General features: G+C 56.0%; 21 protein-coding genes. 10 read left to right on the forward strand and 11 right to left on the reverse strand.

What is annotated here, in order from left to right; translation table 11 throughout:
• Nucleotides 1–35 precede the first annotated feature (35 nt).
• A complete protein-coding gene (gene clcA / locus M2403_RS12170) occupies nt 36–1,499 on the reverse strand; it encodes a H(+)/Cl(-) exchange transporter ClcA (protein ID WP_259229302.1) in 1,464 nt (487 codons plus the stop codon).
• A gap of 186 nt (nt 1,500–1,685) precedes the next feature.
• Between clcA and hemL the strand changes: the two genes are divergently transcribed.
• Nucleotides 1,686–2,966 carry a glutamate-1-semialdehyde 2,1-aminomutase gene (hemL, locus tag M2403_RS12175; RefSeq protein ID WP_152327665.1) on the forward strand — a complete coding sequence of 427 codons (1,281 nt, stop codon included), beginning with the start codon at nt 1,686–1,688 and terminating at the stop codon, nt 2,964–2,966.
• Nucleotides 2,967–3,028: 62 nt separating this feature from the next.
• Here hemL and fhuB read toward each other — a convergent pair whose 3' ends face one another.
• The 6 genes from fhuB to hrpB form a co-directional block, all read right to left on the reverse strand.
• Nucleotides 3,029–5,017, reverse strand: a complete 1,989-nt coding sequence (fhuB, locus tag M2403_RS12180) for a Fe(3+)-hydroxamate ABC transporter permease FhuB (protein WP_208949978.1) — start codon at nt 5,015–5,017, stop codon at nt 3,029–3,031.
• The gene (gene fhuD, locus M2403_RS12185) at nt 5,014–5,916 is read right to left on the reverse strand and encodes a Fe(3+)-hydroxamate ABC transporter substrate-binding protein FhuD (RefSeq protein ID WP_259229304.1); all 903 of its coding nucleotides are present in this window, start codon (nt 5,914–5,916) and stop codon (nt 5,014–5,016) included. The genes fhuB and fhuD overlap by 4 nt, the downstream gene beginning before the upstream one ends.
• 1 nt (nt 5,917) lies before the next feature.
• Nucleotides 5,918–6,730, reverse strand: a complete 813-nt coding sequence (fhuC, locus tag M2403_RS12190; RefSeq protein WP_195813762.1) for a Fe3+-hydroxamate ABC transporter ATP-binding protein FhuC — start codon at nt 6,728–6,730, stop codon at nt 5,918–5,920.
• Nucleotides 6,731–6,808: 78 nt separating this feature from the next.
• Entirely contained in the window at nt 6,809–9,037 is a 2,229-nt protein-coding gene (fhuA, locus tag M2403_RS12195) for a ferrichrome porin FhuA (RefSeq protein WP_217152683.1), read from the reverse strand.
• A 294-nt stretch (nt 9,038–9,331) separates the two neighbouring features.
• Entirely contained in the window at nt 9,332–11,962 is a 2,631-nt protein-coding gene (mrcB, locus tag M2403_RS12200; RefSeq protein ID WP_259229306.1) for a bifunctional glycosyl transferase/transpeptidase, read from the reverse strand.
• 214 nt (nt 11,963–12,176) lie between these two features.
• Nucleotides 12,177–14,621, reverse strand: a complete 2,445-nt coding sequence (gene hrpB, locus M2403_RS12205; RefSeq protein WP_259229628.1) for an ATP-dependent helicase HrpB — start codon at nt 14,619–14,621, stop codon at nt 12,177–12,179.
• Nucleotides 14,622–14,715: 94 nt separating this feature from the next.
• Between hrpB and thpR the strand changes: the two genes are divergently transcribed.
• The 6 genes from thpR (at nt 14,716) to folK (ending at nt 19,958) form a co-directional block, all read left to right on the forward strand.
• The gene (thpR, locus tag M2403_RS12210; protein ID WP_259229308.1) at nt 14,716–15,258 is read left to right on the forward strand and encodes an RNA 2',3'-cyclic phosphodiesterase; all 543 of its coding nucleotides are present in this window, start codon (nt 14,716–14,718) and stop codon (nt 15,256–15,258) included.
• A 23-nt stretch (nt 15,259–15,281) separates the two neighbouring features.
• A complete protein-coding gene (gene sfsA, locus M2403_RS12215; protein WP_217152536.1) occupies nt 15,282–16,001 on the forward strand; it encodes a DNA/RNA nuclease SfsA in 720 nt (239 codons plus the stop codon).
• Nucleotides 16,002–16,246: 245 nt separating this feature from the next.
• Entirely contained in the window at nt 16,247–16,702 is a 456-nt protein-coding gene (dksA, locus tag M2403_RS12220) for an RNA polymerase-binding protein DksA (protein WP_095924702.1), read from the forward strand.
• A gap of 62 nt (nt 16,703–16,764) precedes the next feature.
• Nucleotides 16,765–17,631, forward strand: a complete 867-nt coding sequence (gene gluQRS / locus M2403_RS12225) for a tRNA glutamyl-Q(34) synthetase GluQRS (protein ID WP_217152535.1) — start codon at nt 16,765–16,767, stop codon at nt 17,629–17,631.
• A gap of 525 nt (nt 17,632–18,156) precedes the next feature.
• Nucleotides 18,157–19,482 carry a polynucleotide adenylyltransferase PcnB gene (pcnB, locus tag M2403_RS12230; RefSeq protein ID WP_204902605.1) on the forward strand — a complete coding sequence of 442 codons (1,326 nt, stop codon included), beginning with the start codon at nt 18,157–18,159 and terminating at the stop codon, nt 19,480–19,482.
• Complete coding sequence (gene folK / locus M2403_RS12235) at nt 19,479–19,958, forward strand: 2-amino-4-hydroxy-6-hydroxymethyldihydropteridine diphosphokinase (protein ID WP_152327656.1); 480 nt, start codon at nt 19,479–19,481, stop codon at nt 19,956–19,958. The genes pcnB and folK overlap by 4 nt, the downstream gene beginning before the upstream one ends.
• Nucleotides 19,959–19,963: 5 nt before the next feature.
• On the opposite strand, the gene qseC is transcribed toward folK, so the two are convergent.
• Nucleotides 19,964–21,322, reverse strand: a complete 1,359-nt coding sequence (qseC, locus tag M2403_RS12240) for a quorum sensing histidine kinase QseC (protein ID WP_259229629.1) — start codon at nt 21,320–21,322, stop codon at nt 19,964–19,966.
• Nucleotides 21,323–21,327: 5 nt separating this feature from the next.
• The gene (gene qseB, locus M2403_RS12245; RefSeq protein WP_259229324.1) at nt 21,328–22,005 is read right to left on the reverse strand and encodes a quorum sensing response regulator transcription factor QseB; all 678 of its coding nucleotides are present in this window, start codon (nt 22,003–22,005) and stop codon (nt 21,328–21,330) included.
• A gap of 158 nt (nt 22,006–22,163) precedes the next feature.
• Between qseB and panB the strand changes: the two genes are divergently transcribed.
• From panB to panD, 3 genes are all read left to right on the forward strand, one after another.
• Nucleotides 22,164–22,958, forward strand: coding sequence for a 3-methyl-2-oxobutanoate hydroxymethyltransferase (panB, locus tag M2403_RS12250; RefSeq protein WP_259229326.1), 795 nt, complete (start codon nt 22,164–22,166; stop codon nt 22,956–22,958).
• 14 nt (nt 22,959–22,972) lie between these two features.
• Nucleotides 22,973–23,827, forward strand: a complete 855-nt coding sequence (gene panC, locus M2403_RS12255) for a pantoate--beta-alanine ligase (RefSeq protein WP_152327653.1) — start codon at nt 22,973–22,975, stop codon at nt 23,825–23,827.
• Nucleotides 23,828–23,933: 106 nt separating this feature from the next.
• A complete protein-coding gene (gene panD / locus M2403_RS12260) occupies nt 23,934–24,314 on the forward strand; it encodes an aspartate 1-decarboxylase (protein WP_101075221.1) in 381 nt (126 codons plus the stop codon).
• Between the two features lie 227 nt (nt 24,315–24,541).
• Here panD and M2403_RS12265 read toward each other — a convergent pair whose 3' ends face one another.
• A complete protein-coding gene (locus M2403_RS12265) occupies nt 24,542–25,312 on the reverse strand; it encodes an ABC transporter permease (protein WP_152327652.1) in 771 nt (256 codons plus the stop codon).
• Nucleotides 25,312–26,235, reverse strand: a complete 924-nt coding sequence (locus M2403_RS12270) for an ABC transporter ATP-binding protein (RefSeq protein WP_152327651.1) — start codon at nt 26,233–26,235, stop codon at nt 25,312–25,314. Before M2403_RS12270 ends, M2403_RS12265 begins: the two co-directional genes overlap by 1 nt.
• Between the last annotated feature and the right edge of the window lie 85 nt (nt 26,236–26,320).

Below are 26,320 nucleotides of genomic sequence, written 5' to 3' on the forward strand. Positions count from 1 at the left end.
TAATGTACTCATTATCTTATACCTGAGTTAATGCTTCAAGTATGGGGTGTTTTGGTCGCGCTGTCCTGACTAATGGTGCCTTTAGTCTCAGATTCTGCTTCCGCTTTTTCGGCATTTTCACTTTCCTGCCGTTGCAAGGTGCGGGTCAGAATGGCCGAATACAAGGGTTTACCCCCCAAAAACTGTGCCAGCAGCGTTGCGCCGAGACAGGTAATAATCATCGGCAAAATGAGCTGATAGTTATCGGTCATTTCCAGCACCAGCACAATTCCGGTGAGCGGAGCACGTACACTGCCTGCAAATAACGCGCCCATTCCGGCAATTGCAAAGGTCGCGGGCTCAATGCCGTATTGCGGGAAAAAGTACATCGCCGCGGTGCCGAATGCGGTGCCCAGCAAAGTGCCGAGCGCTAACATCGGCGCGAAAATCCCGCCCGGCGCACCGGAGGCGAAGCACAATAACGTGGTCGCAACGCGGACAACAAAGATAAACAGAAGCATCAGCAGGCTGTATTTGCCGGCCGCCGCCAGCGGGATCAGCGCAAAGCCGCCGCCTGCCGCTTCCGGCTGAACCAGCCCGAGCAACCCGCAAAAGCCGCCCAGAGTACCGCCGATAATCAGGATTTTCTTCAGATTGCCGCCGTGAATGCGCGCAAACATATCCTGCGTACGGAAAATCAGCGCGTTAAAGCTGACGCCCACCACGCCAAAAACCATGCCTAACACCAGATACAGCCACAGCGTGTTGAGCGGTGCGTTCGCCAGTTTCCCGACTTCAATTACCGCGCCGTCGCCGTTGAAAACACGAAAGACGATGCTCGACATAATCACACCGATAAACACCGCTTTGATGGAAATCAGGCTGTACCGGAATTGCAGACGCATCTCTTCGAGAATGAACAGGATCCCCGCCAGCGGTGCGTTAAAAGCGGCCGAAAGCCCGGCCGCCGCGCCGGTTGCCAGCAAAGAATGGCGCGCTTCAGCGCTGCGCAGCCGGAAAATATCCACCATCATTTTCCCGACGTTTGCGCCCATCTGCACGGTCGGCCCTTCCCTGCCCAATACCATGCCTGCGCCGAGTGTGCCCATCCCGCCAAAAAACTTCACCGGGATAACGCGCCACCAGCGAACCGGCCGTAATTCTTCCAGCGCGCCTTCAATTTCAGGAATGCCGGAGCCGCCCGCTTCGGGCGCGAATTTGCGCACCAGGTAATAACCAAACATCGCCAGCACGGCGGAAACCACAAAGGTCAGCGGCCACAGCAGGATCCAGTAATCGCTGAAAAATCCCAAGCCGGTGAGGCGCAGGTGCATCACCCAGTTAACCGCTTTTTCGAACGCCACGCCGAGCAACCCGGCGACGGTACCGGCCACCGCGGCGACTATCAAAATCGTGACCGGCGTTTTATCGCGGCGCAGAAAAAGGCGCAGCACTTCACTGCGCTTACGCGGACCGCGCAGGCGCGGATTATCTAAATGTTCAGAGCCTGATTCATTCATTTGGTGAAAGGTTATTTGGAAAGAGTTGGGAAAGATTGATGGATTTAATCATACAAAATGCCGGCCTGACAGGATCTGCAACAATATGCCGCACGGTTTACGGTTTGATAACGCCGCTCACTTCACTAGAATGGGCGCATCAACATTCTTATTACATACAGAACCCAGCAATTCAGGAGCCGAATAATGAGTAAGTCAGAAAGTCTGTTCACGCAGGCGCAAGCGCTAATCCCGGGCGGTGTTAACTCGCCGGTACGTGCCTTCTCCGGCGTCGGCGGCGTCCCCTTATTCATTGCGCGCGCAGACGGCGCGTTCCTGTTTGATGCCGATGGCAAAGCCTATATCGACTATGTTGGCTCGTGGGGCCCGATGGTGCTCGGCCACAACAACGCGGAAATCCGCAACGCGGTTATTGAAGCAGCGCAACGCGGCCTGAGTTTTGGCGCACCGACCGAAATGGAAGTCAAAATGGCCGAGCTGGTCACCGGGCTGGTGCCAAGCATGGACATGGTTCGCATGGTGAACTCCGGAACGGAAGCGACCATGAGCGCCATCCGTCTGGCGCGCGGCTTCACGCATCGCGATAAAATCGTCAAATTCGAAGGCTGCTATCACGGCCACGCCGACTGCCTGCTGGTGAAAGCCGGTTCCGGCGCGCTGACTCTCGGCCAGCCAAACTCTCCGGGTGTTCCGGCTGATTTCGCCAAACACACGCTGACCTGTACGTATAACGATCTGGATTCAGTGCGCGCCGCGTTCGAACAATATCCTGACGACATCGCCTGTATCATCGTTGAGCCGGTCGCGGGCAACATGAACTGCGTGCCGCCACTGCCGGAATTCCTGCCGGGCCTGCGTGCAATTTGTGATGAGTTCGGCGCACTGCTGATTATCGACGAAGTGATGACGGGTTTCCGCGTCGCGCTGGGCGGTGCTCAGGAGTATTACGATGTGATGCCTGATCTGACGTGTCTGGGTAAAATCATCGGCGGCGGTATGCCGGTAGGCGCGTTTGGTGGTCGTCGCGATGTGATGGAAGCGCTGGCGCCAACCGGGCCGGTGTACCAGGCGGGTACGCTTTCCGGTAACCCGATTGCGATGGCAGCCGGTATCGCCTGCCTGACGCAGGTGGCACAACCGGGCGTGCATCAGACCCTGACCGAACGCACCACGCAGCTGGCTGAAGGTTTACGTGAAGCCGCAGCAGAAGAGAACATTCCGTTCGTGGTGAACCACGTCGGCGGCATGTTTGGCCTGTTCTTTACCGATGCCAAAACCGTCACCAGCTATCAGGACGTGATGAAATGCGACGTTGAGCGTTTCAAAAAATTCTTCCACATGATGCTGGAAGAAGGCATTTATCTGGCACCTTCCGCGTTCGAAGCGGGCTTCATGTCTCTGGCCCACACGCAGGAAGACATTCAGCGCACCATCGACGCCGCGCGCCGCTGTTTCGCTAAGCTTTAAGCCGCTCTATCCTGCAGAAAGCAAAAAGGGGCCATCTGGCCCCTTTTCTATTGGCAAACACGTTAACTCGCCTGCTTTCTCAGCAGATAGATAAAGTACGGCGCGCCGATGAAGGTCGCGAGCAAACCGGCGGGGATCTGGTTTGGGAAGATCACCATACGGCCACACCAGTCCGCGAAGACCATCAGCAAACCGCCGAGAATACTCGCCACCATCCACTGCGGAACGGCGCGGCGGAATCCCATCATGCGCGCCATATGCGGTGCCATCAGCCCGACAAAACTCAGCGGCCCGACGGTCAGCGTTGCGGCCGCCGTCATCACGGCGGCCAGCAGCAGGATCGCCACACGCGTTGGCGTCAGCGCCAGCCCGACGGATTTCGCGGTCACGCTGCCGAGCGGCAAGATGTTTATCCAGCGGCGGCAGAACGGCACGATGGCCATCAGCACGGCGGCCAGCGCCAGCGTTCGCCACGCCATCGGCGCAGTCACTGAATAGGTCGAACCGGAAAGCCAGGTCAGCAAACCGCCCATACGCGGATCGCCGCTGGCCAGCAGCAGTGTCATCAGCGTGGTGAAAGCGGTACTCAACGCAATGCCGGTCAGCAACATCCGTTCCGCCGAGAAACTGCGCAGGCCGGAGGCGACCATAATCACCAGCAACGTTAACGCCGCACCGGCACTGCCCGCAGGCAGCAGCCACACAAACGCATCGCCGGGAACGATAAACATCATCACCACGACGCCGGTCGCCGCACCGGAGCTGATCCCCAGCACTTCCGGGCTCGCCATCGCGTTACCGGTCAGTTTCTGAATCAGCACGCCGGAAGATGCCAGCATAATCCCTGCCGCCAGCGCCGCCAGTACGCGCGGTAAACGCCACGGCAGCAACGCCTGCAAATCTGCGCCCGTCGCCCAGCTCCAGCCTGTCGCATTACGCCCGACCATAAGCGCTATCACCAGCCCGGCGAGAAGCACCAGTAAAGCCAGCGCAACCCAACGCACCAGATGGTGACGTTCATTGGGCACATTGTCGCCCTGATTCATCGGCGGCGGCGTCATGCTGTTTCGCAGACGCGGCAGCAGCCACAGCAGCAACGGCGCACCGACTAACGCGGTCGCGGCACCGGTCGGGATTTCCATCCAGATTTGCGTCACGTACTGCATCACCTGATCGGTGAACCACAGCAGCAATGCACCAATCAGCGGAGCCATCACCAGACGCGCAGTCAGGCGACGTGCGCCGAGCATTTTTGCCAGAAGCGGCGCAAAGAGGCCGATAAAACCGATTATCCCGACGGCGTTGACCAGCTGCGCACTCATCAGGATCGCCAGCGCCAGCACTGCCAGACGCGCCGCCGACAAGCCTAAACCCAGGTTTTTCGCGACACCGTCATCCAGCCCGAGCAGCGTCATCGGGCGCTGCAACAGGAACGCCAGCAGCCAGACGATAATCACGCGCGGCAGTAAAAACGTCGCGACATCCCAGTCCTGCTGCGTCAGCGAACCGCTGCTCCACATATACAGGCTTTGCAGGCTCTGATAGTTGAAGATCCCGAGCAGGCCATTCACCGCCCCGCAATACAAACCGAGCACCAGCCCCGCGAGGATCAGCGTCACCGGCGACATGCGTTTGCCCCAGGCGATCCCGAACACCAGTCCGCCGATCACCACCGCACCAGTCATCGCGGCAAACTGCTGCGTGAGCATGCCGCCCGGCAACGCCCAGAGAGTGGCGATCGTCAGGCCGAGCTGCGCGCCCGCTGAAACGCCCAGCGTCGCGGGTTCGGCCAGCGGATTACGTAATACCTGCTGGAACAGTAAACCGACCAGCCCCAGACCGGCACCGGCGAGCAGCGCGACGGCGATGCGCGGCAGTGAGCTGTAATGGAAAAGCATCTGCTGAACATCATCGATGTCCGGCTGCCAGAGCGCGCCGCGCCATAAGTGATAAGGCAATTGCTGGTGCAGGTTGTAGATGCTGAGCGCACCGGCCGCCAGCGCCAGAACCAAAAGTAGGATCAGCGAAACGCTGAGTGAACGGCGGTTCATACCGGTTTCCCCAGTGTGCTGTTCAGGATTTTACAGAAATGCATGGCGCTGAACGTCGCGCCGTAGAACCAGACGGCGGGGACAACGCTGAACTGATTTGAACGGACGAAAGGCATCGATTTCCACAGCGGCGTTTTGGCAACCGCGTCCATGATGTCAGCGCTGCCGTGATCAAAACACAGCACGCGGGCATTTTTAATGCGGGTCAGGCGCTCAACGCCTACCGACACGCTGCCCCAGAAACTGCCTTCGCCACCCCACGCGTTGGTCAGCCCGACATCGCCCATGATTTCATGGAACATGCTGCCCTGACCAAACACCAGAACATGGCGCGGGTCGATAAAGGTCATCAGCAGAACCGGTTGCTGCGCGACCGGTTTCATCAGCTCACGCGTTTTCGCAATGGCGTCGTTGTACACTCGTAAATGTTCTTCGGCGCGATCCTGCAAACCGAGCGTATCCGCCAGTTTATGCAGCGATTTGATCGCCAGCTGCATCGGCTTCGCGCTGCCATCATTGGCTTTCACACCCAGCACCGGCGCGATGGTTTCCAGCTGTTGGGTGTCCGGGCCATAACCTTGCGTTATCAGCAACAAAGAAGGTTTCAGTTGCTGGATAAGCTCCATGTTAGGCTCGGTGCGCTGGCCGACATCGATAACGCCGGGCGCCAGCGGCGGTTCCGCCACCCACAGGTTGTAATTGGGAATATCAGCAATCGCCAGCGGCATCACGCCGAGCGCAATCAGCAACTCGGTAGGTAACCATTCGAGGGTAACAATGCGGCTCAGATCAGGGCGCGAGGCAGACAGCGCTGGCAGGGAAGTCAGTAACGGGGACAGCGCCATCATCTGTAAAAGACGACGGCGCGTCAGCCCTGAATAACGTTGAATATCAGACATATCAGTAAACGAAGCTTACCGGCGCACCGCCCGCAGGATGCGGAAGAATGCCCATCGGAATACCATAAATTTGTTCGAGAACGTCACCGCGCATCATGTCTTCCGGCGCGCCCTGCGCGATCATCTCACCGCCGCGCAATGCCATCAGTTCATCGCAATAACGCGCCGCCATATTCAGATCATGCAATACCGCGATCACGGTTAAGCCTTTCTCACGGCTCAGGCGCTGGATCAACGCCAGCACATCTTTCTGATGCGCGATATCCAGCGCGGAAGTCGGTTCGTCGAGCAACAGGCAACGGCTGTCCTGTGCGACCATCATTGCCAGCCACGCACGCTGACGCTCGCCGCCCGAGAGGCTGTCGACCAGGCGCTGGGCGAACGGTTTCAGGCCCACCAGCGCAATGGCTTCTTCGACTTTTTCTTTGTCCTGATGTTTAAAACGCCCCAGCGCGCCGTGCCACGGATAGCGGCCAATCGCCACCAGTTCCTGCACCGTCATGCCTTCTGCGGCCGGAAGTTGCTGCGGCAGATACGCAACCTGACGCGCAAACGCTTTGCTGTCCCACTGGGCCAGCGGCGTTTCATTCAGATAAATCGTTCCGGACGTCGCCGGCTGATGCCGTCCCAGCATTTTTAACAACGTTGATTTCCCGGAGCCGTTATGGCCAATCAGCCCGCACACTTTTCCCTGCGGGAAAGTCAGCGACAGTGGCGCGAGCAACGTTCGCCCCGGCACTGAAAAGCTGACTTCTTGCAGGCGAAAGACGCTGTCAGGCAGCGATGAAGACGGGTGTACGTTGTTATCAGGCATAAGATTTTCTACGTGGCGTCTGGAAGTGAATTGGAAACGGGCACGACCAGCGTGCCCGGATTTAACTTCTTAAAACTTTTAGAAACGGAAGGTGGCTGTTGCCACAACCTGACGATCTGAACCCCAGTAACAGGCGTAATCGCGGTAGCAGCTGGCAACGTACTCACGATCCAGCAAGTTGTTGATGTTCACGCCCACGGAAGAACCCGGCAGGCCGAAACGACCCAGATCGTATTTCACCGTTGCATCCACCAGTGTGTATGAAGAGACATTGAATGCTTCATTCGCTTTGTCTGCATTTACACCGTTCGTTGTGTAGAAGCTGGAGCTGGCCCCGACATAACGCACACCGGAGCCTACGGTCAGGCCGCTGAGAGCCGTTTCGTGGAAGGTGTAATCCGCCCACAGAGACGCCATATTTGCCGGTACTTCAACAGGGCGTTTGCCTTCGAAAGTGGTGTCATGCGTGTACTTGGCATCAGTGTAGGTATAAGACGCCGTCACGTTAATGTTAGCGTTAATCGCAGCTTTGGCTTCGAGTTCAACACCACGCGAACGTATTTCACCAGACTGAACGCTAAAGGCAGCATCAGCAGGGTTGGCAGTCAGGTTTTTGTCTTTTGTCAGCTGGTATACCGCCGCGGTCAGGCTGATCGGACGATCGTTCGGGATGTATTTGATCCCGGCTTCGTACTGTTTGCCCATTGAAGGATCGAACGGTTTCCCTTCTTTGGTCGCGCCGGCAGTCGGTTCAAAGGATTCGCTGTAGCTGAAGTACGGAGAAATACCGTTGTCAAACAGGTAGTTCAGACCGCCGCGCCAGGTAAACTGCTCGTCGTTGATCTGCGCAGAAGTGTTCGTTGTGCGGGTAAAGGTTGAGCTTTTCGCGAAATCGTAACGACCGCCGAGGGTCAGGATCCACTTGTTCCATTCCGCCTGATCCTGCACGTACAGGCCCGTTTGTTCCTGACGGTTGAGGATCTCATACGGGAAGTACAGCGAGACATTGCCGTTACCGTACTGCGGATTGGCCAGATTCAGATTACTTGCGCTGCCGTAATCCGCATCAATATCGTTACGCATACGCATGTAATCGACGCCTGCCAGCACGGTGTGATCAACATCACCGGTACCGAATTTAGCTTGTGCCTGCGTATCAACATCAAAGTTCGCCAGCTTCTCTTTGGACTGAACATAGCTGCGCGTAATGTTGCCGTTGCCGAGGTAGCCGAAGCCGTAAACCGATTTATATTCCGTATCGAGTTTGGTGTAACGCAGGTTCTGGCGAACTGTCCAGGTATCATCAAACTGGTGCGCAAAGCTGTAACCGACCATTTTCTGATTACGGGACATGCGGTTACCCGCTTCGCCTTCGTTGAAATCTGTCGGCAGTTTATGCGCTTTACCGTTGGCGTCGTAATACGGCACAACGGTGCCTTCACGTGGCAACCATCCGTAGTAACCCGCATCCGGATCGTTCTGGAAATTGCTCAGGAAGGTGAAATCAGTTTTATCATCAGGACGCCATGAGAAAGACGGAGCAATGGAATAGCGTTTTTCTTTCGCCATTTCCTGCTGCGCATCCTGACTACGTGCCACACCGGTCAGACGGTAGGAATACACGCCCGCATCGTCGATGGCATCGCTGAAATCAAACCCGGTCTGGTACAGATTATCTGTACCCATTTTGAACTGTACTTCTTTGAGTGGTTCAGTGGTCGGGCGCTTGCTGACCATGCTGACAACGCCGCCCGGGTTGCTTTTACCGTACAAAACGGAAGACGGCCCGCGCAGCACTTCGACACGCTCAAGCATGTACGGATCCATCGACACTTCAGAATAGTTATCACCCTGAAGTTTGATACCGTCGAGATACTGGTTGGTATTCACAGAGGTGAAGCCACGGATTGCCATAGCATCGATGGTGTTGGAGCTACCACGGCTGGCGAAGACACCCGGCGTATAACCCAGCGCTTCTTTCACCGTCACAGGCTGCTTCATGTCCATTTCTTCACGGGTGACCACGGAAACAGACTGCGGGGTTTTCACCAGTGGCGTATCGGTTTTAGTCCCGGTCGCACTGTGTTTTGCCGCGATTGTTGCGGCCGGGCCCCATGCCGATTCCTGTGCGACATCAGCAGACGCAGAGCTGGTGACATTAATCGTATCTTCTTTTGCGGTTGCTGTGGTTGCTGCACCTGCGTAAAACGCGGTGGAGCCCAGAACGGCGGTAATGGTTAACGCGAGCGTCCGACGCTTAAATGCGCCTTTTTGGACTGAGTTTGAAAGCGAGCATTGAGAAGCCATTGCATTATCTCTGGAGTGGTAATGGGAATGTAAACGATAATTATTATTATGACCGTCGCATAATATGCGCATTGCGCGGGGCTCTGCAAGCCTATTTGACTCATAGATTGGCTGAATGAATAAAAAGTATCCCCATGTTAAGCATGGGTAAAAACGCCTATGAATTATACGGAATGAGTTGTGAAAGACCTGACGGGAATGTAAAACACGACGGGGAAATTTGAGTTAAGAATAACAATTAAAAAGGGCGCGATTTTCATCGCGCCCTTTAATGTACCTGAAATCAACAATTTGTTACTGGCCGGAACCGAACATGTCCTTGATCCAACCGGCAACACCGTTGCTGTCTTTCTTCTCGTCCTGCGCCTGAGGTTGCTGGCCCTGAGGCTGTTGTTGCTGCTGTTGCTGCTGAATCTGCTGCTGTTGTTGCTGCTGTTGCTGCTGCTGAACGGCAGAAACAGAAGCCTGGCACATAGCATCCGGTGAATCCGTCCACACCGGAATGGAACGCACGGTGCCACCGCCCAACATACCGCCGCCACCACACACAAAGTTACCCGCGCCGTCGATATTCATCGGGCTGATACCTTCCGGCATTTGCAGATCCAGCGGCTGAGGCGTGCCGTTTTCCAGATAGCGGCCATACAGCACCAGTGCACCGGTCGAACCCCACAGCTTAGACGGGCCGTTGTTATCGCGGCCAACCCAGGTGATTGCGACCTGATTGCCGTCGATACCGGCAAACCAGCTGTCACGCAGTTCGTTCGATGTCCCGGTTTTCGCGGCCAGATGCAGTTTCGGGAATTTGTTCGCCAGCGCGCGCGATGTCCCTTCCTGAACCACCTGCTGCATTGCGTACAATGTCAGATAAGCGGCCTGAGCAGGGATCACACGTACTGCCTGCGGGAAGCTCTGGTACAAGACCGTGCCGTCTTCCGCAATCACCGAACGCACCGCCGACAGTGGCGCTTTGTTACCGCCGCTGGCAATGGTCTGGTATTCCTGCGCCACTTCCATCGGCGTCAGCGCGATTGCACCGAGCAACATCGACGGCGTCTGGTTCAGGGATTCTTTCGGGATCCCCAAATCAATCAGCGTCTTTGTGATGTTGTCGAGACCCACCGCCATACCGAGATTAACCGTCGGGACGTTCATGGAACGCGCCAGCGCATCGACCAGCAGAACCTGACCGCGGAACTGATGATCATCGTTTTTCGGCGACCAGATCTGACCGTTCGCCAGTTTCAGGTTCAGCGGCTGGTCAGCAAGAATGGTATTCAGACGGTATTTATCCGGCTGCGACAGCGCAGTCAGATAGGTCGCTGGTTTAGCCAGAGAACCGACCTGACGGCGCGCCTGCATGGCGCGGTTGAAACCGGCAAACTGCGTTTCCGCCCCGCCGACCATCGCACGCACTTCGCCGGTATAACGGTCAACAATCACCATCGCGGTTTCGATGTCGTTCAGGCCGCTTTTCTTGCGAAGTAACGGAATGCCTTCCTCAACTGCTTTTTCCGCCGCATCCTGAGAAATCGGATCCAGCGTGGTGAAAATTTTCACCCCGGACATGTCCTGAACTTTATCGCCCAGTTTGGCCTGCAATTCCTGACGCACCATCTGCATAAACGCAGGCTGCGGTGAAATCACCCCGCCTTTGGGCTGTACGCCCAGCGGACGCGCGCTCAGCATGTCATACAATTCCTGATCGATAACTTTCTGATCGACCAGCAAACGCAGCACCAGATTACGACGTTGCAACGCCATCGCCGGGTTACGCCACGGGTTATACAGCGATGCGCCTTTCACCATACCGACCAGCAATGCCTGCTGATCGAGGCTCAGTTCGTTCACCGGACGGCCAAAGTAGTACAGGCTCGCCAGCGGGAAACCGCGGATCTGATCCGAACCGCTCTGGCCGAGATATACCTCGTTCAGATACAGCTCAAGGATGCGATCTTTGCTGTAGTCGGCGTCGAGCAAGACCGCCATCACCGCTTCGCGCGCCTTACGGCTCAGCGAGCGTTCGTTGGTCAGGAACAGGTTTTTGACCAACTGCTGGGTCAGCGTAGAGCCGCCCTGCACCGCATGACCGGCTGTCAGGTTCGCCACCACCGCACGACCGATGGAATAGAAGTTAATCCCGTCGTGCTCGTAGAAATGGCGGTCTTCCGTTGCCAGCAAGGTATCAACCAGCAAGTCCGGGAAGCCGGAACGCGGCACGAACAGGCGTTGTTCGCCGTTAGCATTGGACGCCTGCAACATGGTGATCAAACGCGGATCCAGGCGGAACAGCCCGAAATCACGCTGATTATCCAGGTTTTTAATTTCTGACAGACTGTTGCCGTCAAACATCAGACGCGCGTTAACCTGCCCTTCTTTGCCTTCCGGGAAATCGAACGGACGGCGCAGTAAATCAATATAATTTGCGTGAACGGTAAATTCGCCCGGACGGGTGATGCGCGTCACTTCGCGATATTGCGTGCCTTCCAGCAGCCCGACCATTTCAGCTTTGCTGATGGACATATCCGGCTCAAGGTTCACCTGACGACCATAAACGGCCGCCGGTAATTGCCAGACTTTACCGCCGTCGATGCGGCTGTGTATTTCACGGTTCAGATAGACCGCGTAAATGCCCAGCAGAATGGCAAAGACGATGAACAGCTTGACCAGCAGCCAGAAAATACGGCGTTTCAGGCTCTTCTTGCCGCCTTTTTTCGCTTTACGCGGCGGTGCTTTGCGGCTCATGCGAGATCCCCGTTCTTCTTCGTAATCATCTTCATCCTCATACTCGTCATCGAGTTCCTCTTCTTCGTATTCGTCGTAGTCGTCATCCCGACGGCTGCGGCGAACCGGACGAGTCCGCGCAGGCTTGCGCCCGGCGGGTTTACCTTTACGGCCAATTGGCTCGCGATCATCGCCAGACATTAGTCATTCTCCCCACGTACTGCTGTGTTCGTCATAAAGTTATTCTGCATAATGATTCTGTTTAGCTGAGTCATTTTCATATTCGATTCAAACGGATACTTTTTTATCCCGCAACGCGGGCAGCAAGGCGCTTACTCTGTGCCCGGCTTTGGTTAACTTCCAGAAGAAAGGTCTGAAAAAAAGCGACCTTTCCTGAACAATTTCGTCGCCACGCTTATTGCGCGGAATACTTCTTCGTTCGCCGCGTCGGCGCTGCTTCAGCCGGGTTGTCAGGCCACGGATGTTTCGGGTAGCGCCCTTTCATTTCTTTCTGCACTTCGCGGTACGAGCCCTGCCAGAACGCCGCGAGATCGGCGGTAATTTGCAAAGGCCGCTGCGCCGGAGACAGTAATTCCAGCACCACGGTCACGCGCCCTTCGGCAAGTTCAGGGCTGCGTTCTTCGCCAAACATTTCCTGCATCCGCACCGAAAGCGCCGGTGGCTGGTCTGCATGATAGCGGATCGGCAGGCGACTGCCAGTCGGGACGGTGTAATGCGTCGGTAAAGCGGCGTCAAGACGCTGACGCTGTTTCCAGTCACAAAGCCTTAATAAGGCATCATACAAATCAACCTGTTGCAGCGATTTTAACGAACGCACGCCCTGTAAAGAAGGCTGTAACCAGCTTTCCAGCCCGCCGAGCAGGGCCTCGTCGTCCATCGCTGGCCAGTCATCTTCCGGCAACCATTTGGCCGCACAAGTCAGGCGCAGGCGCAATTGTTCGGCGGCCACCGACCAGGTCAGCGCCTGCAAACCCTGCGTGCGGATCCAGTCGATCAGCGCCTGTTGCAGCTCGCCATCTTCCGGCTTCGCCAGCGGATTCGCTTTCAGCACCAGACGCCCGATTTGCCAGCGCCGCCACGCGCGCAGCGTACCTTTTTCTTCATCCCATTCGACCGCCGTCTGCTCTTTCACGACGTCCGGCAACCGCGCAGGCAGTTGTGTGATATCGAGCGAAATCGCCAGCAAAATTCGGGCGTCCGGGCTGTTGTTGCCCTGTAATAATTGCGGCGCAACCAGCCACGGCGCGCGGGTTAATCCGTCGTCCTGTGGCAAAGACGCGCCCAGCCCGTTCGCCAGCAGATAACGGCCATCTTCGCCGCGCCGCTGGGCGATACGGTCGCTGAAGGCCCGCGCCAGCAGCCACGGCGCGAGCGAGGCATCCGCGTCACCGCTTTTCGCACCGGTACGCTGCACCAGCTGTTTTGCCCGCCGCTGCCAGTTGCCCTGCGGACGGCTGAACCAGTAATCAATATCCGGCAATCCGCCGCGTGGTGGTTCTTCGAGCATGGCCGCCAGCAGCGCCGCCGTCGCCAGCGCGTCCGGGCTTTGCTGCGCCGAAGAAATCAACATCGCTGCCAGCCGTGGCTCGCAGCCGAGTTGCGCCATGCGCTGTCCGGCAGCGGTAAGTTTGCCCTGCGCGTCGGTCGCGCCAAGCTGATGTAAAAGGTGTTTTGCCGCCGACAACGCCGCCGCGGGTGGTGCATCGAGCCACTGAAGCTGGGCCGGATCCTGACAACCCCACTGCAACAACTCCAGCCAGAAACTGCTCAGATCGCTTTGCAGGATTTCCGCTTCGGCCTGCGCACTGGCGCGTTCCGCCTGCTCTTTGCTAAACAGATGCCAGCACAATCCCGGCTCCAGACGCCCTGCGCGGCCTGCGCGCTGGGTCATCGACGCCTGACTGATACGCTGCGTAACGAGACGCGTCAGGCCGCTGCGCGGCTCGAACTGCGCGCTGCGCTCCAGACCGCTGTCGACCACCAGCCGGATACCTTCAATGGTCAGGCTGGTTTCCGCAATATTGGTCGCCAGCACGATTTTGCGACGTCCGGCGGGTGAAGGCTGAATGGCTTTTTGCTGCTGTTCTAAAGAGAGCGCGCCGTACAGCGGGCAGAGATCGACATCGTCTGCCACCTTGCCCGAAAGCAGATTTTGCACGCGGGTAATTTCGGAAACGCCGGGCAAAAACAGCAGCATCGAGCCGTGATTTTCACTCATCAGGCGGCTGACCACGCGGGAAACGCCTTCGTCCAGCCTTTCGTGAGTGGCGAGGGAAAGATACTGACGGTCAACCGGAAAACTGCGGCCTTCGGAGACGATCACCGGCGCATCAGGCAGCAGCGGCGATAAACGCAGGTTGTCGAGCGTCGCGGACATGATCAGCAGTTTCAGATCATCGCGCAGCGCATTTTGCACGTCGAGCAGCAGCGCCAGCGCCAGATCGGCCTGCAAACTGCGCTCATGGAATTCATCGAGGATCACCAGCGAAACACCGGTCAGTTCAGGATCTGCCTGCACCATGCGGGTGAGAATGCCTTCGGTCACGACTTCAAGCCGCGTCGCCGCGCTGGTTTTGCTTTCGGCGCGCATACGGTAACCGACAGTCTGCCCCGGCGTTTCGCCCAACTGCTGCGCCAGACGGAAAGCGACATTTTTCGCCGCCAGACGACGCGGCTCCAGCAACAGGATTTTCCCCGGCAGATTGCTCTGTTTGAGCAATTGCAACGGCAGCCAGGTCGATTTACCGGCACCGGTCGGCGCGAGCAGTAACACTTGTGGTGCCTGCTTAAGGGCGATTAAAAGCGGTTCAAGTACGGCGCTGACCGGCAAAGAAGACAATGAATTCTCCATGAGAGTTAACTTTAAACGGCGGGCATTGTAGCATTTAGCGCCAGATCCGGTATGTCGTGATTTTTTTAAACCAGGAATGAATATGTCTGCCGAGCGCCGCTTGTTTTTCGCCTTAGCGTTACCTGCAAAGTTACAAAAGCAGGTCATCAAATGGCGTGCCGATAACTTTCCGCAGGACACCGGCCGCCCCGTCGCGGCGGCGAACCTGCACATTACGCTGGCGTTTCTGGGCGAAATCAGTGAACTCAAAGCGGATGCGCTGACCCGCATCGCCGGGCGCATTCAGGCGCATAAATTCAGCCTGTGTCTGGACGATATCGGCCACTGGCCGGGTTCCGGCGTGGTCTGGATAGGCACGAAGCGCGCGCCCAATGCGCTGCTGCAACTGGCTTCGGTGCTGCGCTCTCACGCCGCGCGTAACGGCTGCCATCAGAGTACGCTGCCGTTTCATCCGCACGTGTCGTTGTACCGCAGCGCCACGCGGCCGGTGGCGATCCCACCCGCCACCCCCAACTGGCAACTGGACGCCGAAGGATTCAGTCTTTACGAATCGACTTACGAACGCGGGCGTACCCGTTACTGCTGCCTGCAAAGCTGGCCTCTGGCTGACATTCCGGCCATCTGAACCTCTTTCATACGGAAACTCTCATGCATTTCGAGCCAGCGCTTCAACCCGCTACCCTGATCAAACGTTACAAACGTTTTCTCGCTGACGTCATCACCCCCGATGGCCGTGAACTTACGCTGCACTGCGCCAACACCGGCGCAATGACCGGTTGCGCTACGCCGGGCGATACCGTCTGGTATTCCACCTCAGATAACGCCAAACGTAAATATGCCCACAGCTGGGAGTTGACCGAAACGCAGCGACATCACTGGATTTGCGTGAATACGCTGCGGGCAAATCAGCTGGTGCGCGAGGCAATAGAAGCCGGTCGCATACCGGAATTATCCGGTTACAGTAATTTATCGGCGGAAGTAAAATACGGCACCGAAAATAGCCGTATAGACTTGATGTTACAGGCAGAAAATCAACCTGACTGCTATATTGAAGTGAAATCTGTCACGCTGCTGCACGAAGGTCAGGGATTCTTCCCGGATGCAGTCACGCTGCGCGGCCAGAAGCATTTGCGCGAGTTACAGTCGATGGCAGAACAGGGGCAGCGAGCAGTACTTTTCTTCGCTGTTTTACATTCAGGCATTGAAAGCGTGTCTGCTGCACACCATATTGATCCCCGTTACACAGAATTGCTGACGCAGGTTCAGAAAAATGGTGTAGAAGTGATGTGCTACGGTGCCGCACTTTCTGCTGAGGGCATCCGCCTCACAGAACGTTTACCGCTGGTCACGAAATCGCTAAACGGATAAACCCAGTTCGGATAACCCTGTTATTAGCCGTCGGCGGCATAAAAAACAGGTCGCGAATACGCTTTTCCTCACAGGCTTGTCAAGCACCTGTCAGGAATAATTGCCAACCTCGTTGCCTTCTGTTATTTATAGCGGCCTGATTTTTTCCCCCGTTGGGGATCGAAATGTTCGAAGCCTCTCATTTGCAGACAATCTGTAAACGTTAAGGTGGATGAACATAGTGCGTGTTATGTAGGAGAAGCATCATGCAAGAAGGCCAAACCCGTAAGACGTCGTCCTTGAGCATTCTCGCTATCGCTGGGGTGCAGCCGTATCAAGAGAAGCCGGGCGAAGAGTACATGAACGACGCTCAGCTGGCTCACTTCAAAAAGATTCTTGAAGCATGGCGCAATCAGCTCAGGGATGAAGTAGATCGTACCGTTACACACATGCAGGATGAAGCTGCAAACTTCCCTGATCCGGTCGACCGTGCCGCTCAGGAAGAAGAATTCAGCCTCGAACTGCGTAACCGTGACCGGGAACGTAAGCTGATCAAAAAGATTGAAAAAACACTGAAAAAAGTGGAAGACGAGGATTTCGGTTATTGCGATTCCTGTGGCGTTGAGATTGGCATCCGCCGTCTTGAAGCACGTCCGACCGCTGATTTGTGTATCGACTGTAAGACTCTGGCAGAAATCCGCGAAAAGCAGATGGCTGGCTAAGTCCCGGGTTCCACGCGGTGCGTCATGCACCGCGTTCCCTTTAAAAGCACGACCCCATTCTTATGCCACAAAATCAATATACGGGCCGTTTCGCGCCTTCACCTTCCGGTGACCTCCATTTCGGTTCGCTGATTGCCGCACTCGGCAGTTATCTGCATGCACGCGCCCAAAACGGCCAGTGGCTGGTTCGCATTGACGATATCGATCCGCCGCGTGAAATTCCTGGTTCTGCTGACCGCATTCTGGCCACGCTTGAACGCTATGGTCTGGAATGGGACGGTGACGTCGTCTGGCAATCCAAACGTCATGACGCCTACCGCGAAGTGCTGGACTGGCTGTATCAGCAACAAAAAAGCTATTACTGCACCTGTACCCGCCAGCGCATTACGCAAAGCGGCGGCTTTTACGACGGTCACTGCCGAGGCCTGAATTTAGGTGCAGAAAACGCGGCAATTCGCCTGCATCAGACCTTACCGGTTTATGGTTTTGATGATGATTTTCAGGGGCATTTACAGGCCGAAAGCCAGCTGGCCGAAGAAGATTTTATTATCCGCCGCCGCGACGGGCTGTTTGCCTACAATCTGGCGGTGGTCGTTGATGACCATTTTCAGGGCGTGAATCATATTGTGCGCGGAGCCGATCTCATCGAGCCGACCGTGCGCCAGATTTCGCTTTACCGGCATCTGGGCTATCCGCAACCGGGATATCTGCATTTGCCGCTGGCACTGAATGAAAATGGCGACAAGCTTTCCAAACAAAATCATGCACCGGCGCTGCCTGAAGGCGATCCGCGGCCGGTAATCATTAACGCACTGAAATTTTTAGGCCAAACGCTGCCGGAAAACTGGCAGGATTACACTTTGCCTTTATTATTACGCTGGGCGACAACGCACTGGACGCCCTCTGAGATACCGCGTCAGGGCGCTTAATCACCGCTGAACTGACATCGGCATTCTCAAAGAGGCTATCGTGAGCTATGATTAGCCGCTGTTTTTGCGTCACGCCAATTTTTTCAGTCACTATCGAGGTGTACCATTTTTACCCGAGTAGCCAATTTTTGCCGTAAGGTGCTGGTCCGTGAAGATAAAGTCGTTCGTGAAGAAAAGGCTGTTCATGACGAAGCCGCACTTCATGGAGAAGTTAATCGTGAGGACAATTCCCGTCGCGATCCGTCTCCTGTGGCTGAAAACACTGTGAAGGCAAACCATCCTGAACGTCGTGACAACGAGCAACGCCGCGAAAACCGTGGCCGTCGGGATGACAACGCAAACCGGGGCGACCGTCGTAATAACAACAACCGTCGCTCAGCGCCTTATCAGCCGCGTGGCGAACGTAACGACAATCGCGGTGAACGTACCGACAACCGTGGCGAACGCAGCGAACAGCGTGCTCCGCGTACCGAGCACGTCCAGAAACCGCGCCCGTCATTTGATTACGCGGGCGAAACCCGTGCGATGACCATCATTCCCCGTGATGAGCATAATATTTCCCGCCGTGACATCAGCGAAAACGCCCTGAAAGTTCTGTACCGACTGAACAAGTCTGGCTATGAAGCCTTCCTGGTGGGCGGTGGCGTGCGCGATTTGCTGCTGGATAAAAAGCCAAAAGATTTCGATATCACGACCAATGCAACGCCTGACCAGGTGCGCAAACTTTTCCGTAACTGCCGTCTGGTTGGCCGCCGTTTCCGTCTGGCCCATGTGATGTTCGGCCCGGAAATCATCGAGGTCGCCACGTTCCGTGGTCACCACGAACAGTACGAAGAAACCGACGATAAAAACGTTTCCCAGCAGGCCCAGAACGGCATGCTGCTGCGCGATAACATCTTCGGCACGATTGAAGACGATGCTCAGCGCCGCGACTTCACCATCAACAGCCTGTATTACGGCGTGGCTGATTTCACCGTCCGCGATTACACCGGCGGCCTGCGTGATCTGGAAAACGGCATCATCCGCCTGATTGGTGATCCGGAAACCCGCTACCGCGAAGACCCGGTGCGTATGCTGCGTGCGGTGCGTTTCGCTGCAAAACTCGACATGAAGATCAGCCCGGAAACCGCTGAGCCGATCCCACGTCTGGCGACCCTGTTACAGGAAATTCCGCCTGCGCGTCTGTTTGAAGAATCGCTGAAGTTGCTGCAAGCCGGCTACGGTTATGCCACGTACAAAAAACTGTGTGAATACCAGCTGTTCCAGCCACTGTTCCCGCTGATTGCCCGCCAGTTTACTGAGCATGGCGACAGCCCGATGGAACATATTCTGTTGCAGGTTCTGAAAAATACCGACTACCGTTTGCAAAACGATCAGCGCGTCAATCCGGCGTTCCTGTTTGCGGCAATGTTGTGGTATCCGGTGATTGAACATGCACAGAAACTGGCGCAGGAAGGCGGTCTGACGTATTACGACGCCTTCGCGCTGGCCATGAACGACGTGCTCGACGAACAATGTCGCACGCTGGCAATTCCAAAACGTATTACCACGCTGGTGCGTGACATCTGGGCATTGCAGCTGCGTCTGTCCCGCCGTCAGGGCAAACGTGCGCACAAGCTGATGGAACATCCTAAGTTCCGCGCCGCTTACGATTTACTGGTTCTGCGCGCTGAAGTTGAACAGCATCGCGAACTGCAAAGTCTGGCGCAGTGGTGGGGTGAATTCCAGGAAGCCACACCGGCCTCGCAGAAAGCCATGCTCGGTACGCTCGGTGACGACGCAACGCCTGCGCGCCGCGCACGGACACGTCGTCCGCGTAAACGTGCTCCCCGCAAGGACGGCGGTCAATGATCCGCGTTTACCTGGCTCTGGGAAGCAATCTCTCACGACCTCTCGACCAGGTAAATTGCGCGCTGGAGGCGCTGGCACATTTGCCGCGCACCCGTTTTGTCGCTGTCTCTCCGTTTTACCGCAGCAAACCGCTGGGGCCGCAGGATCAGCCTGATTATCTGAACGCCGTGGTGTCGCTCGATACGTTGTTACCACCGGAAGAGCTGCTCGATTGCACGCAAGCCATCGAGCAAAATCAGGGACGTGTCCGCAAAGCCGAACGCTGGGGTCCGCGGACATTAGATCTGGATATGCTGTGTTATGGCGATCGGGTGATCGAGACTGAACGTCTGACCGTGCCGCATTATCATATGAAAAACCGCGAGTTTATGCTTTACCCGCTGGCGGATCTGGCACCGGATCTGGTGTTCCCGGATGGCGAAACGTTGCAAAGCGTATTGGATCGCGTTCCGCTGAATGGCCTGAAAAAATGGTAAGCCGCTCAGCGACTTACCCGCACCTGTAATCCCCCTTCTGCTTTGTTCTGGTACTCCACCCGCAAGTGATGTAACTGTGCGATCCTCTGTACGATCGAAATGCCCAGACCGCTGCCGGTTTGCTCCTGGCCTGGTGGCCGGTAAAAGCGTTCGCCCAGCCGCGCCAGATGTTCTTCCGAGATCCCCGGCCCCTGATCTTCTACCGTTAATCCCTGCGCATTCAGCGTGACCGACACAGTGGTTCCCGCCGGAGAATAACGAATCGCGTTATCCAGCAGATTACGCACCATCAGCGAAAGGAGAAGAGATTGCCCGCGCATTTGCGGCGGCGTTCCCTGCTCTTCAAAACGTAATTCGATGCCTTTGCTGTGCGCGCGATAATCCTGCTCAGCGAGATTTTGTGCCAGCAGCGAAGGCCAGTCGATGATCTCCAGTTCTTCAGGTTCTGAAAAACTTTCCAGCCGCGAAAGCGTCAGCAGCTGATCCACCAGCCGCGTGGCGCGATCGATACTGGTGGTCAGGTTTTCCAGCGCATGTTCACGCATTTCAGTGTCGTCGCCGGACAGCTGTACCACTTCGGTTTGCACGCGCAATGCCGCCAGCGGGCTGCGTAATTCATGCGCGGCATCGGAAGTAAACCGGCGTTCGCGGACCAGCATTTCACTGGTACGGTCGAACAGAGAATTCAGCGCGTTTGCCAGCGGAAGGACTTCACCGGGCAGACGGTCTGTGACAATCGGCGTGGCATCTTCCGGCGATCGCTGACGCAGCCCCTCTGCCACCCGGCGTAGCGGGCGGAGTTCCAGCGTCACCATCACAATCAGCGCCAGCAGCAATACCGGCAATGAAGCCAGCCACGGCGTCAGTTGCCCGCTGACTAAACTCCAGGCCATATCATTGCGGTAGTCGTATTCCTGACCGACAGCCACGCGATATTGCCCGTCCGGCGACGTCAGCCAGACCATACGCCAGTCGTCGTGGTCGCCTTTAATCTCGTCATCTTTAAAGCCCTGCGTGTTGCCGTCGAAGCGGATACGTTTGCCGTTTTCGCCGTCGTTGAGCAGCATGTCGCCCTGCTGATTGAAAATCGCAAACGTCAGCGCATCGTCATCGGTGTGGCCGCGCGAGCCTTTTCGTACCATCTTTTTGGTGTCCGGCAGCTCGGCGTCTTTTTGCATATTCAACCGGTCGCCCAGCCCGGTAGCGGCCAGACGTTTGGCAAACAACATCTGTTGGGTATCAAACACTTCGTTGATGTGTTTGCGGGTCTGGTGCCACGCCACGCCGCTGGCAATCAGCCACGTCAGTAGTGCCAGCACGGTAAACAGCAGGATCAGCCGGAGGCGCAAACTCAGGTTTTTCAGCTCCTTCACGCGCTCTCCCCGGATGAAACATCGCCCAGCGTATATCCCACACCGTGAACGGTGCGGATGAAGCTTTTGCCGAGTTTGCTGCGAAGATGGTGGATATGCACTTCAACCGCGTTGCTGCTGACTTCATCGTCCCAGTTGTACAGTTTTTCCTGAATCAGGGTGCGCGCCAGCACGCGGCCTTTGTTATTGAGAAACAGTTCCAGCACCGCGACTTCACGCGGCGTGAGCGTGACGGTTTCGCCGTTGAGCGTTACACTTCGGGCGGCCGGATCGAATTCCACTGCGCCGTGCGTCACTTTCGGCGTAACCACGCCATGACGGCGGCGGATCAGCGCCTGTAAACGCGCGGCCACTTCCACCAGCGCAAACGGCTTACACAGATAATCATCCGCACCGGCCTGCAATCCGCCGACGCGCTGTTCAAGCGCATCGCGCGCCGTGAGGATGAGTACCGGCGTGTCGAGACCGGCCTTGCGCCATTCACGCAGCAGCTCCATGCCGTCCATTCCCGGCAGGCTTAAATCGAGGATCACCGCATCGTAAGGCGCGCTGTCGAGCGCGGCCTTACCGGTCAGCCCGTCGGTAAACCAGTCGAGCGTAAACCCCAGTTTTGTCAGCCCGGCTTTGATGCCGTCGCCAATCATTTTGTCGTCTTCAACCAATAGAATTCGCATGGTTCCCTCCGTTTTTTTCATTATAGGCGAAGCTTCTTAATCACTTCTTAAGACCTGAATCATAGAGTCCGTTGCTGATCTTGCTGTCTGCATTTCGGCTCATACAGTAGAATACTGGCATCATATTCATCCGATGAATTATTCAAAGGAAAGTGTTCATGAAACCAACAACGCTGAGCCAGCTTCGCCAATGGAAGCAGGAAAAACACAAATTTGCGACCATTACCGCGTATGACGCCAGTTTCGCGCAATTGTTTGCCGAACAGGGTATCAGCGTGATGCTGATCGGTGACTCACTGGGCATGGTCGTTCAGGGGCAGGATTCCACCCTGCCGGTGACGGTTGAGGAAATTGCTTACCACACGCGCTGCGTGCGCCGTGGCGCGCCTCAGGCTTTATTGCTGGCAGACCTGCCGTTCATGAGTTACGCCACACCGGAACAGGCGTTTGAAAGCGCGGCAATCCTGATGCGTGCCGGCGGCAATATGGTGAAACTCGAAGGCGGCAGCTGGCTGTGCGATACAGTTAAAATGCTGACCGAGCGCGCCGTGCCGGTGTGCGGCCATCTCGGGCTGACGCCGCAATCCGTGAACATTTTTGGTGGTTACAAAGTGCAGGGGCGCGACGAAGTAGCCGCAAACCAGCTCATCAAAGATGCGATGATGCTCGAAGAAGCCGGGGCGCAGCTGCTGGTGCTGGAATGTGTACCCGTTGAACTGGCGCGCCGCGTGACCGAAGAACTGAGCATCCCGGTGATCGGCATTGGTGCCGGTAACGTGACCGACGGACAGATTCTGGTGATGCATGACGCGTTCGGCATTACCGGCGGCCATACGCCAAAATTTGCCAAAGACTTCCTCACAGAAGCGGGCGATATCCGCACCGCGGTGCGTTTGTATGTCGATCAGGTCGCGCAGGGCGTGTATCCGGGCGAAGAGCATTCCTTTAAATAATCGGGAGAAGAAGTGTGCTGATAATTGACAGCGTGGCGCTGCTGCGTCGCGAGATCCGTGATTTTCGTAAAAATAACAAACGCATCGCGCTGGTGCCGACAATGGGCAACCTGCACGAAGGCCATATGACGCTGGTGGAAGAAGCCAAAGCGCGTGGCGACGTGGTAGTGGTGAGTATTTTCGTCAACCCGATGCAGTTTGAGCGAGCGGATGATCTTGAACGTTATCCGCGCACGTTGCAGGAAGACTGCGAAAAGCTGAACAAACGCGGCGTGGATCTGGTATTTGCTCCGTCTCCGGCGGAGGTTTATCCGAAAGGCCTGACAACGCAGACGCAGGTCGATGTACCGGTGATTTCTACCATTCTGGAAGGCGCGAGCCGTCCGGGGCATTTTCGTGGCGTCTCTACCATCGTCAGCAAATTGTTCAATCTGGTGCAGCCGCAGGTAGCCTGTTTCGGCCAGAAAGACTTCCAGCAACTGGCGCTGCTGCGCACGATGGTTGAAGACATGGGCTACGACATTGAAATTATTGGCGTACCGATTGTCCGCGCCAAAGACGGTCTGGCACTGAGTTCGCGCAATGGTTATCTGACCCCGGAAGAGCGTAAAATAGCGCCACAGCTGAACAAGATCATGACCGCGCTGGCGGAGCGTCTAAGCCAGGGCGAGCGTCACGTTGAAGAGATGTTGCAGGAAACCGCGCAACAGCTGCGTGAAGCCGGATTTACGCCTGATGAGTTGTTTATTCGTGATGCCAAAACCTTGCAGGAATTGTCCGTCGACAGCACATCTGCGGTGATCCTGATGGCGGCATGGTTAGGGAAAGCCCGGCTGATTGATAATCAAGAGGTTGATCTGACGCAGTAGACAGCGCAGCTCAAATCGGCAACTATGTTGGCCGCCGGAAATATCGGAATTTTATTATCTCCGCCCGGTGGGTTCCCTGATTTTTTACGCAAGTAAGGTATATGTGATGATCCGCACTATGCTGCAAGGCAAACTGCACCGGGTTCACGTGACTCAGGCAGATTTGCACTACGAAGGTTCCTGCGCCATCGACCAGGACTTTCTCGATGCTTCAGGCATTTTAGAATACGAAGCGATTGATATTTATAACGTTGATAACGGTCAGCGTTTCTCAACTTACGCCATCGCGGCAGAACGCGGTTCGCGTATTATTTCGGTTAACGGCGCTGCGGCGCGCTGCGCCTGTGTCGGCGATCTGCTGATCATCTGCTCTTACGTGCAGATGTCTGACGCTGATGCCCGCCAGCACAAACCGAAAGTGGCTTATTTTGAAGGTGAGAACCAGCTAAAACGCACCGCGAAAGCCGTGCCGGTTCAGGTGGCTTGATTCTCTGAGCAACACATAAAGAATTATAAAAAATCTGAATCCCCCCAATCATTCGAGTTGCATCACAAAAGGCTTTAGCCTTTTGAACAGCGCTTGCGCTGGCCCCTATGGGGCGAGGCTCTGCCGAGTAACGCGGCAATTGAGTGAATCCCCGGGAGCATACATAAGTATGTGACCGGGGTTCACGAGGGCAGCCAACGCAGAAGCGGCCCGAAAGATGAAGGGGATTAACTTCTCAGACCGCGTCCGCGTTCAATCAGATACCACGCCAGCAGATAAAATACCGCGATAAACGCCACCAGCACGCTCATCGTGAAGATCAGCGGAACGTCACTGACGCCAAGGAATCCGTAGCGGAAACCGCTGATCATGTAGACGATCGGGTTCAGCTTGGAAATCGCCTGCCAGATTGGTGGCAGCAACGACAGCGAGTAAAACACGCCGCCCAGATACGTCAGCGGAGTCAGCACGAACGTCGGGATCAGGCTGATATCATCAAACGTGGTGGCAAACACCGCATTCAGCAAACCGCCCAGCGAGAACAGGATCGCGGTCAGCAGCAGTGTCAGCGCAATCACCCACCAGGAATGGATCACCAGCGGCACGAAGAACAACGAAATCGCCGTGACCAGAATCCCCACGCAAATCCCACGCGCCACGCCACCGCCGACATAACCGGCGATCACCACGTGCGTTGGCACCGGTGCAACCAGCAGCTCTTCAATATTGCGCTGGAATTTCGCGCTGAAGAAAGACGAAGCCACGTTAGCGTAAGAGTTGGTGATTACCGCCATCATGATCAGGCCCGGCACGATGAACTGCATGTAAGTAAAACCATGCATGCTACCGATTTGCGAACCGATCAGATTGCCGAAAATGATGAAATAAAGTGTCATGGTGATCACCGGTGGAACCAGCGTTTGGATCCAGATCCGGCCAAACCGGTTGATCTCTTTCATCCAGATACTTTTGAGTGCTACCCAATACAGTTGCGACATTATTTCTTTTCCCCGCTGCCGTTCACCAGCGTGACAAACAGCTCTTCCAGACGGTTAGCTTTGTTACGCATACTTAATACCTGTACGCCCTGCTTGCTCAGCTGGCTGAACAGGGAATTCAGGCCTTGTTCACGCATGACTTCAACTTCCAGCGTCGACGTATCTGTCAGCTGGCTGCGGTAGCCTTCAAGTACCGGCAGCGGGCTTTTCGCCCCTAAATCCAGAATGAAGGTTTCGGATTTGAGCTTGGACAACAGCGCTTTCATGCTGGTGTTTTCCACCAGTTCACCGCCCTGAATGATGCCGATATTGCGGCACAGCATTTCGGCTTCTTCCAGATAATGCGTGGTCAGAATAATGGTCGTGCCCTGTGCATTCAGCTCTTTCAGGAAACCCCACATCGAGCGACGTAGTTCGATATCTACCCCGGCGGTCGGTTCGTCGAGGATCAGCAGTTTCGGTTCATGCATCAGCGCGCGGGCAATCATCAGACGACGCTTCATGCCACCTGAAAGCATGCGGGAACGCTCATTACGCTTGCCCCAAAGATCCAGTTGGGTCAGATATTTTTCGGCACGTTGAAGCGCCAGCGGACGCGGCACGCCGTAGTAACCGGCCTGGTTGACGACAACCTGCATCACAGTTTCAAACGGATTGAAGTTGAATTCCTGCGGCACCAGCCCGAGCTGACGCTTGGCGTTGACGATATCTTTGTCGATGTCGTAACCGAACACCTGAACTTTACCGGCAGTTTTGTTCACCAGTGAGCTGATGATGCCGATGGTCGTCGATTTACCCGCACCGTTCGGCCCCAGCAGGGCATAAAAATCGCCGGCTTCGACGCGCAGATCGATACCGCGCAAAGCCTGTACACCACCGGCGTAAGTTTTGGTTAACTTTTCCAGTTCCAATGCATAATTCATAAAGGAAGCGTACCTTGTTGTGAAAACCCTGTTGTAGGAATGCGTAAAAGGAGATGTTGAATCGGTTTTAAAAGACGGAGCATTG

It is taken from the genome of Rahnella sp. BIGb0603 (assembly GCF_024808755.1).
In the GTDB taxonomy this organism is placed as follows: domain Bacteria; phylum Pseudomonadota; class Gammaproteobacteria; order Enterobacterales; family Enterobacteriaceae; genus Rahnella; species Rahnella contaminans.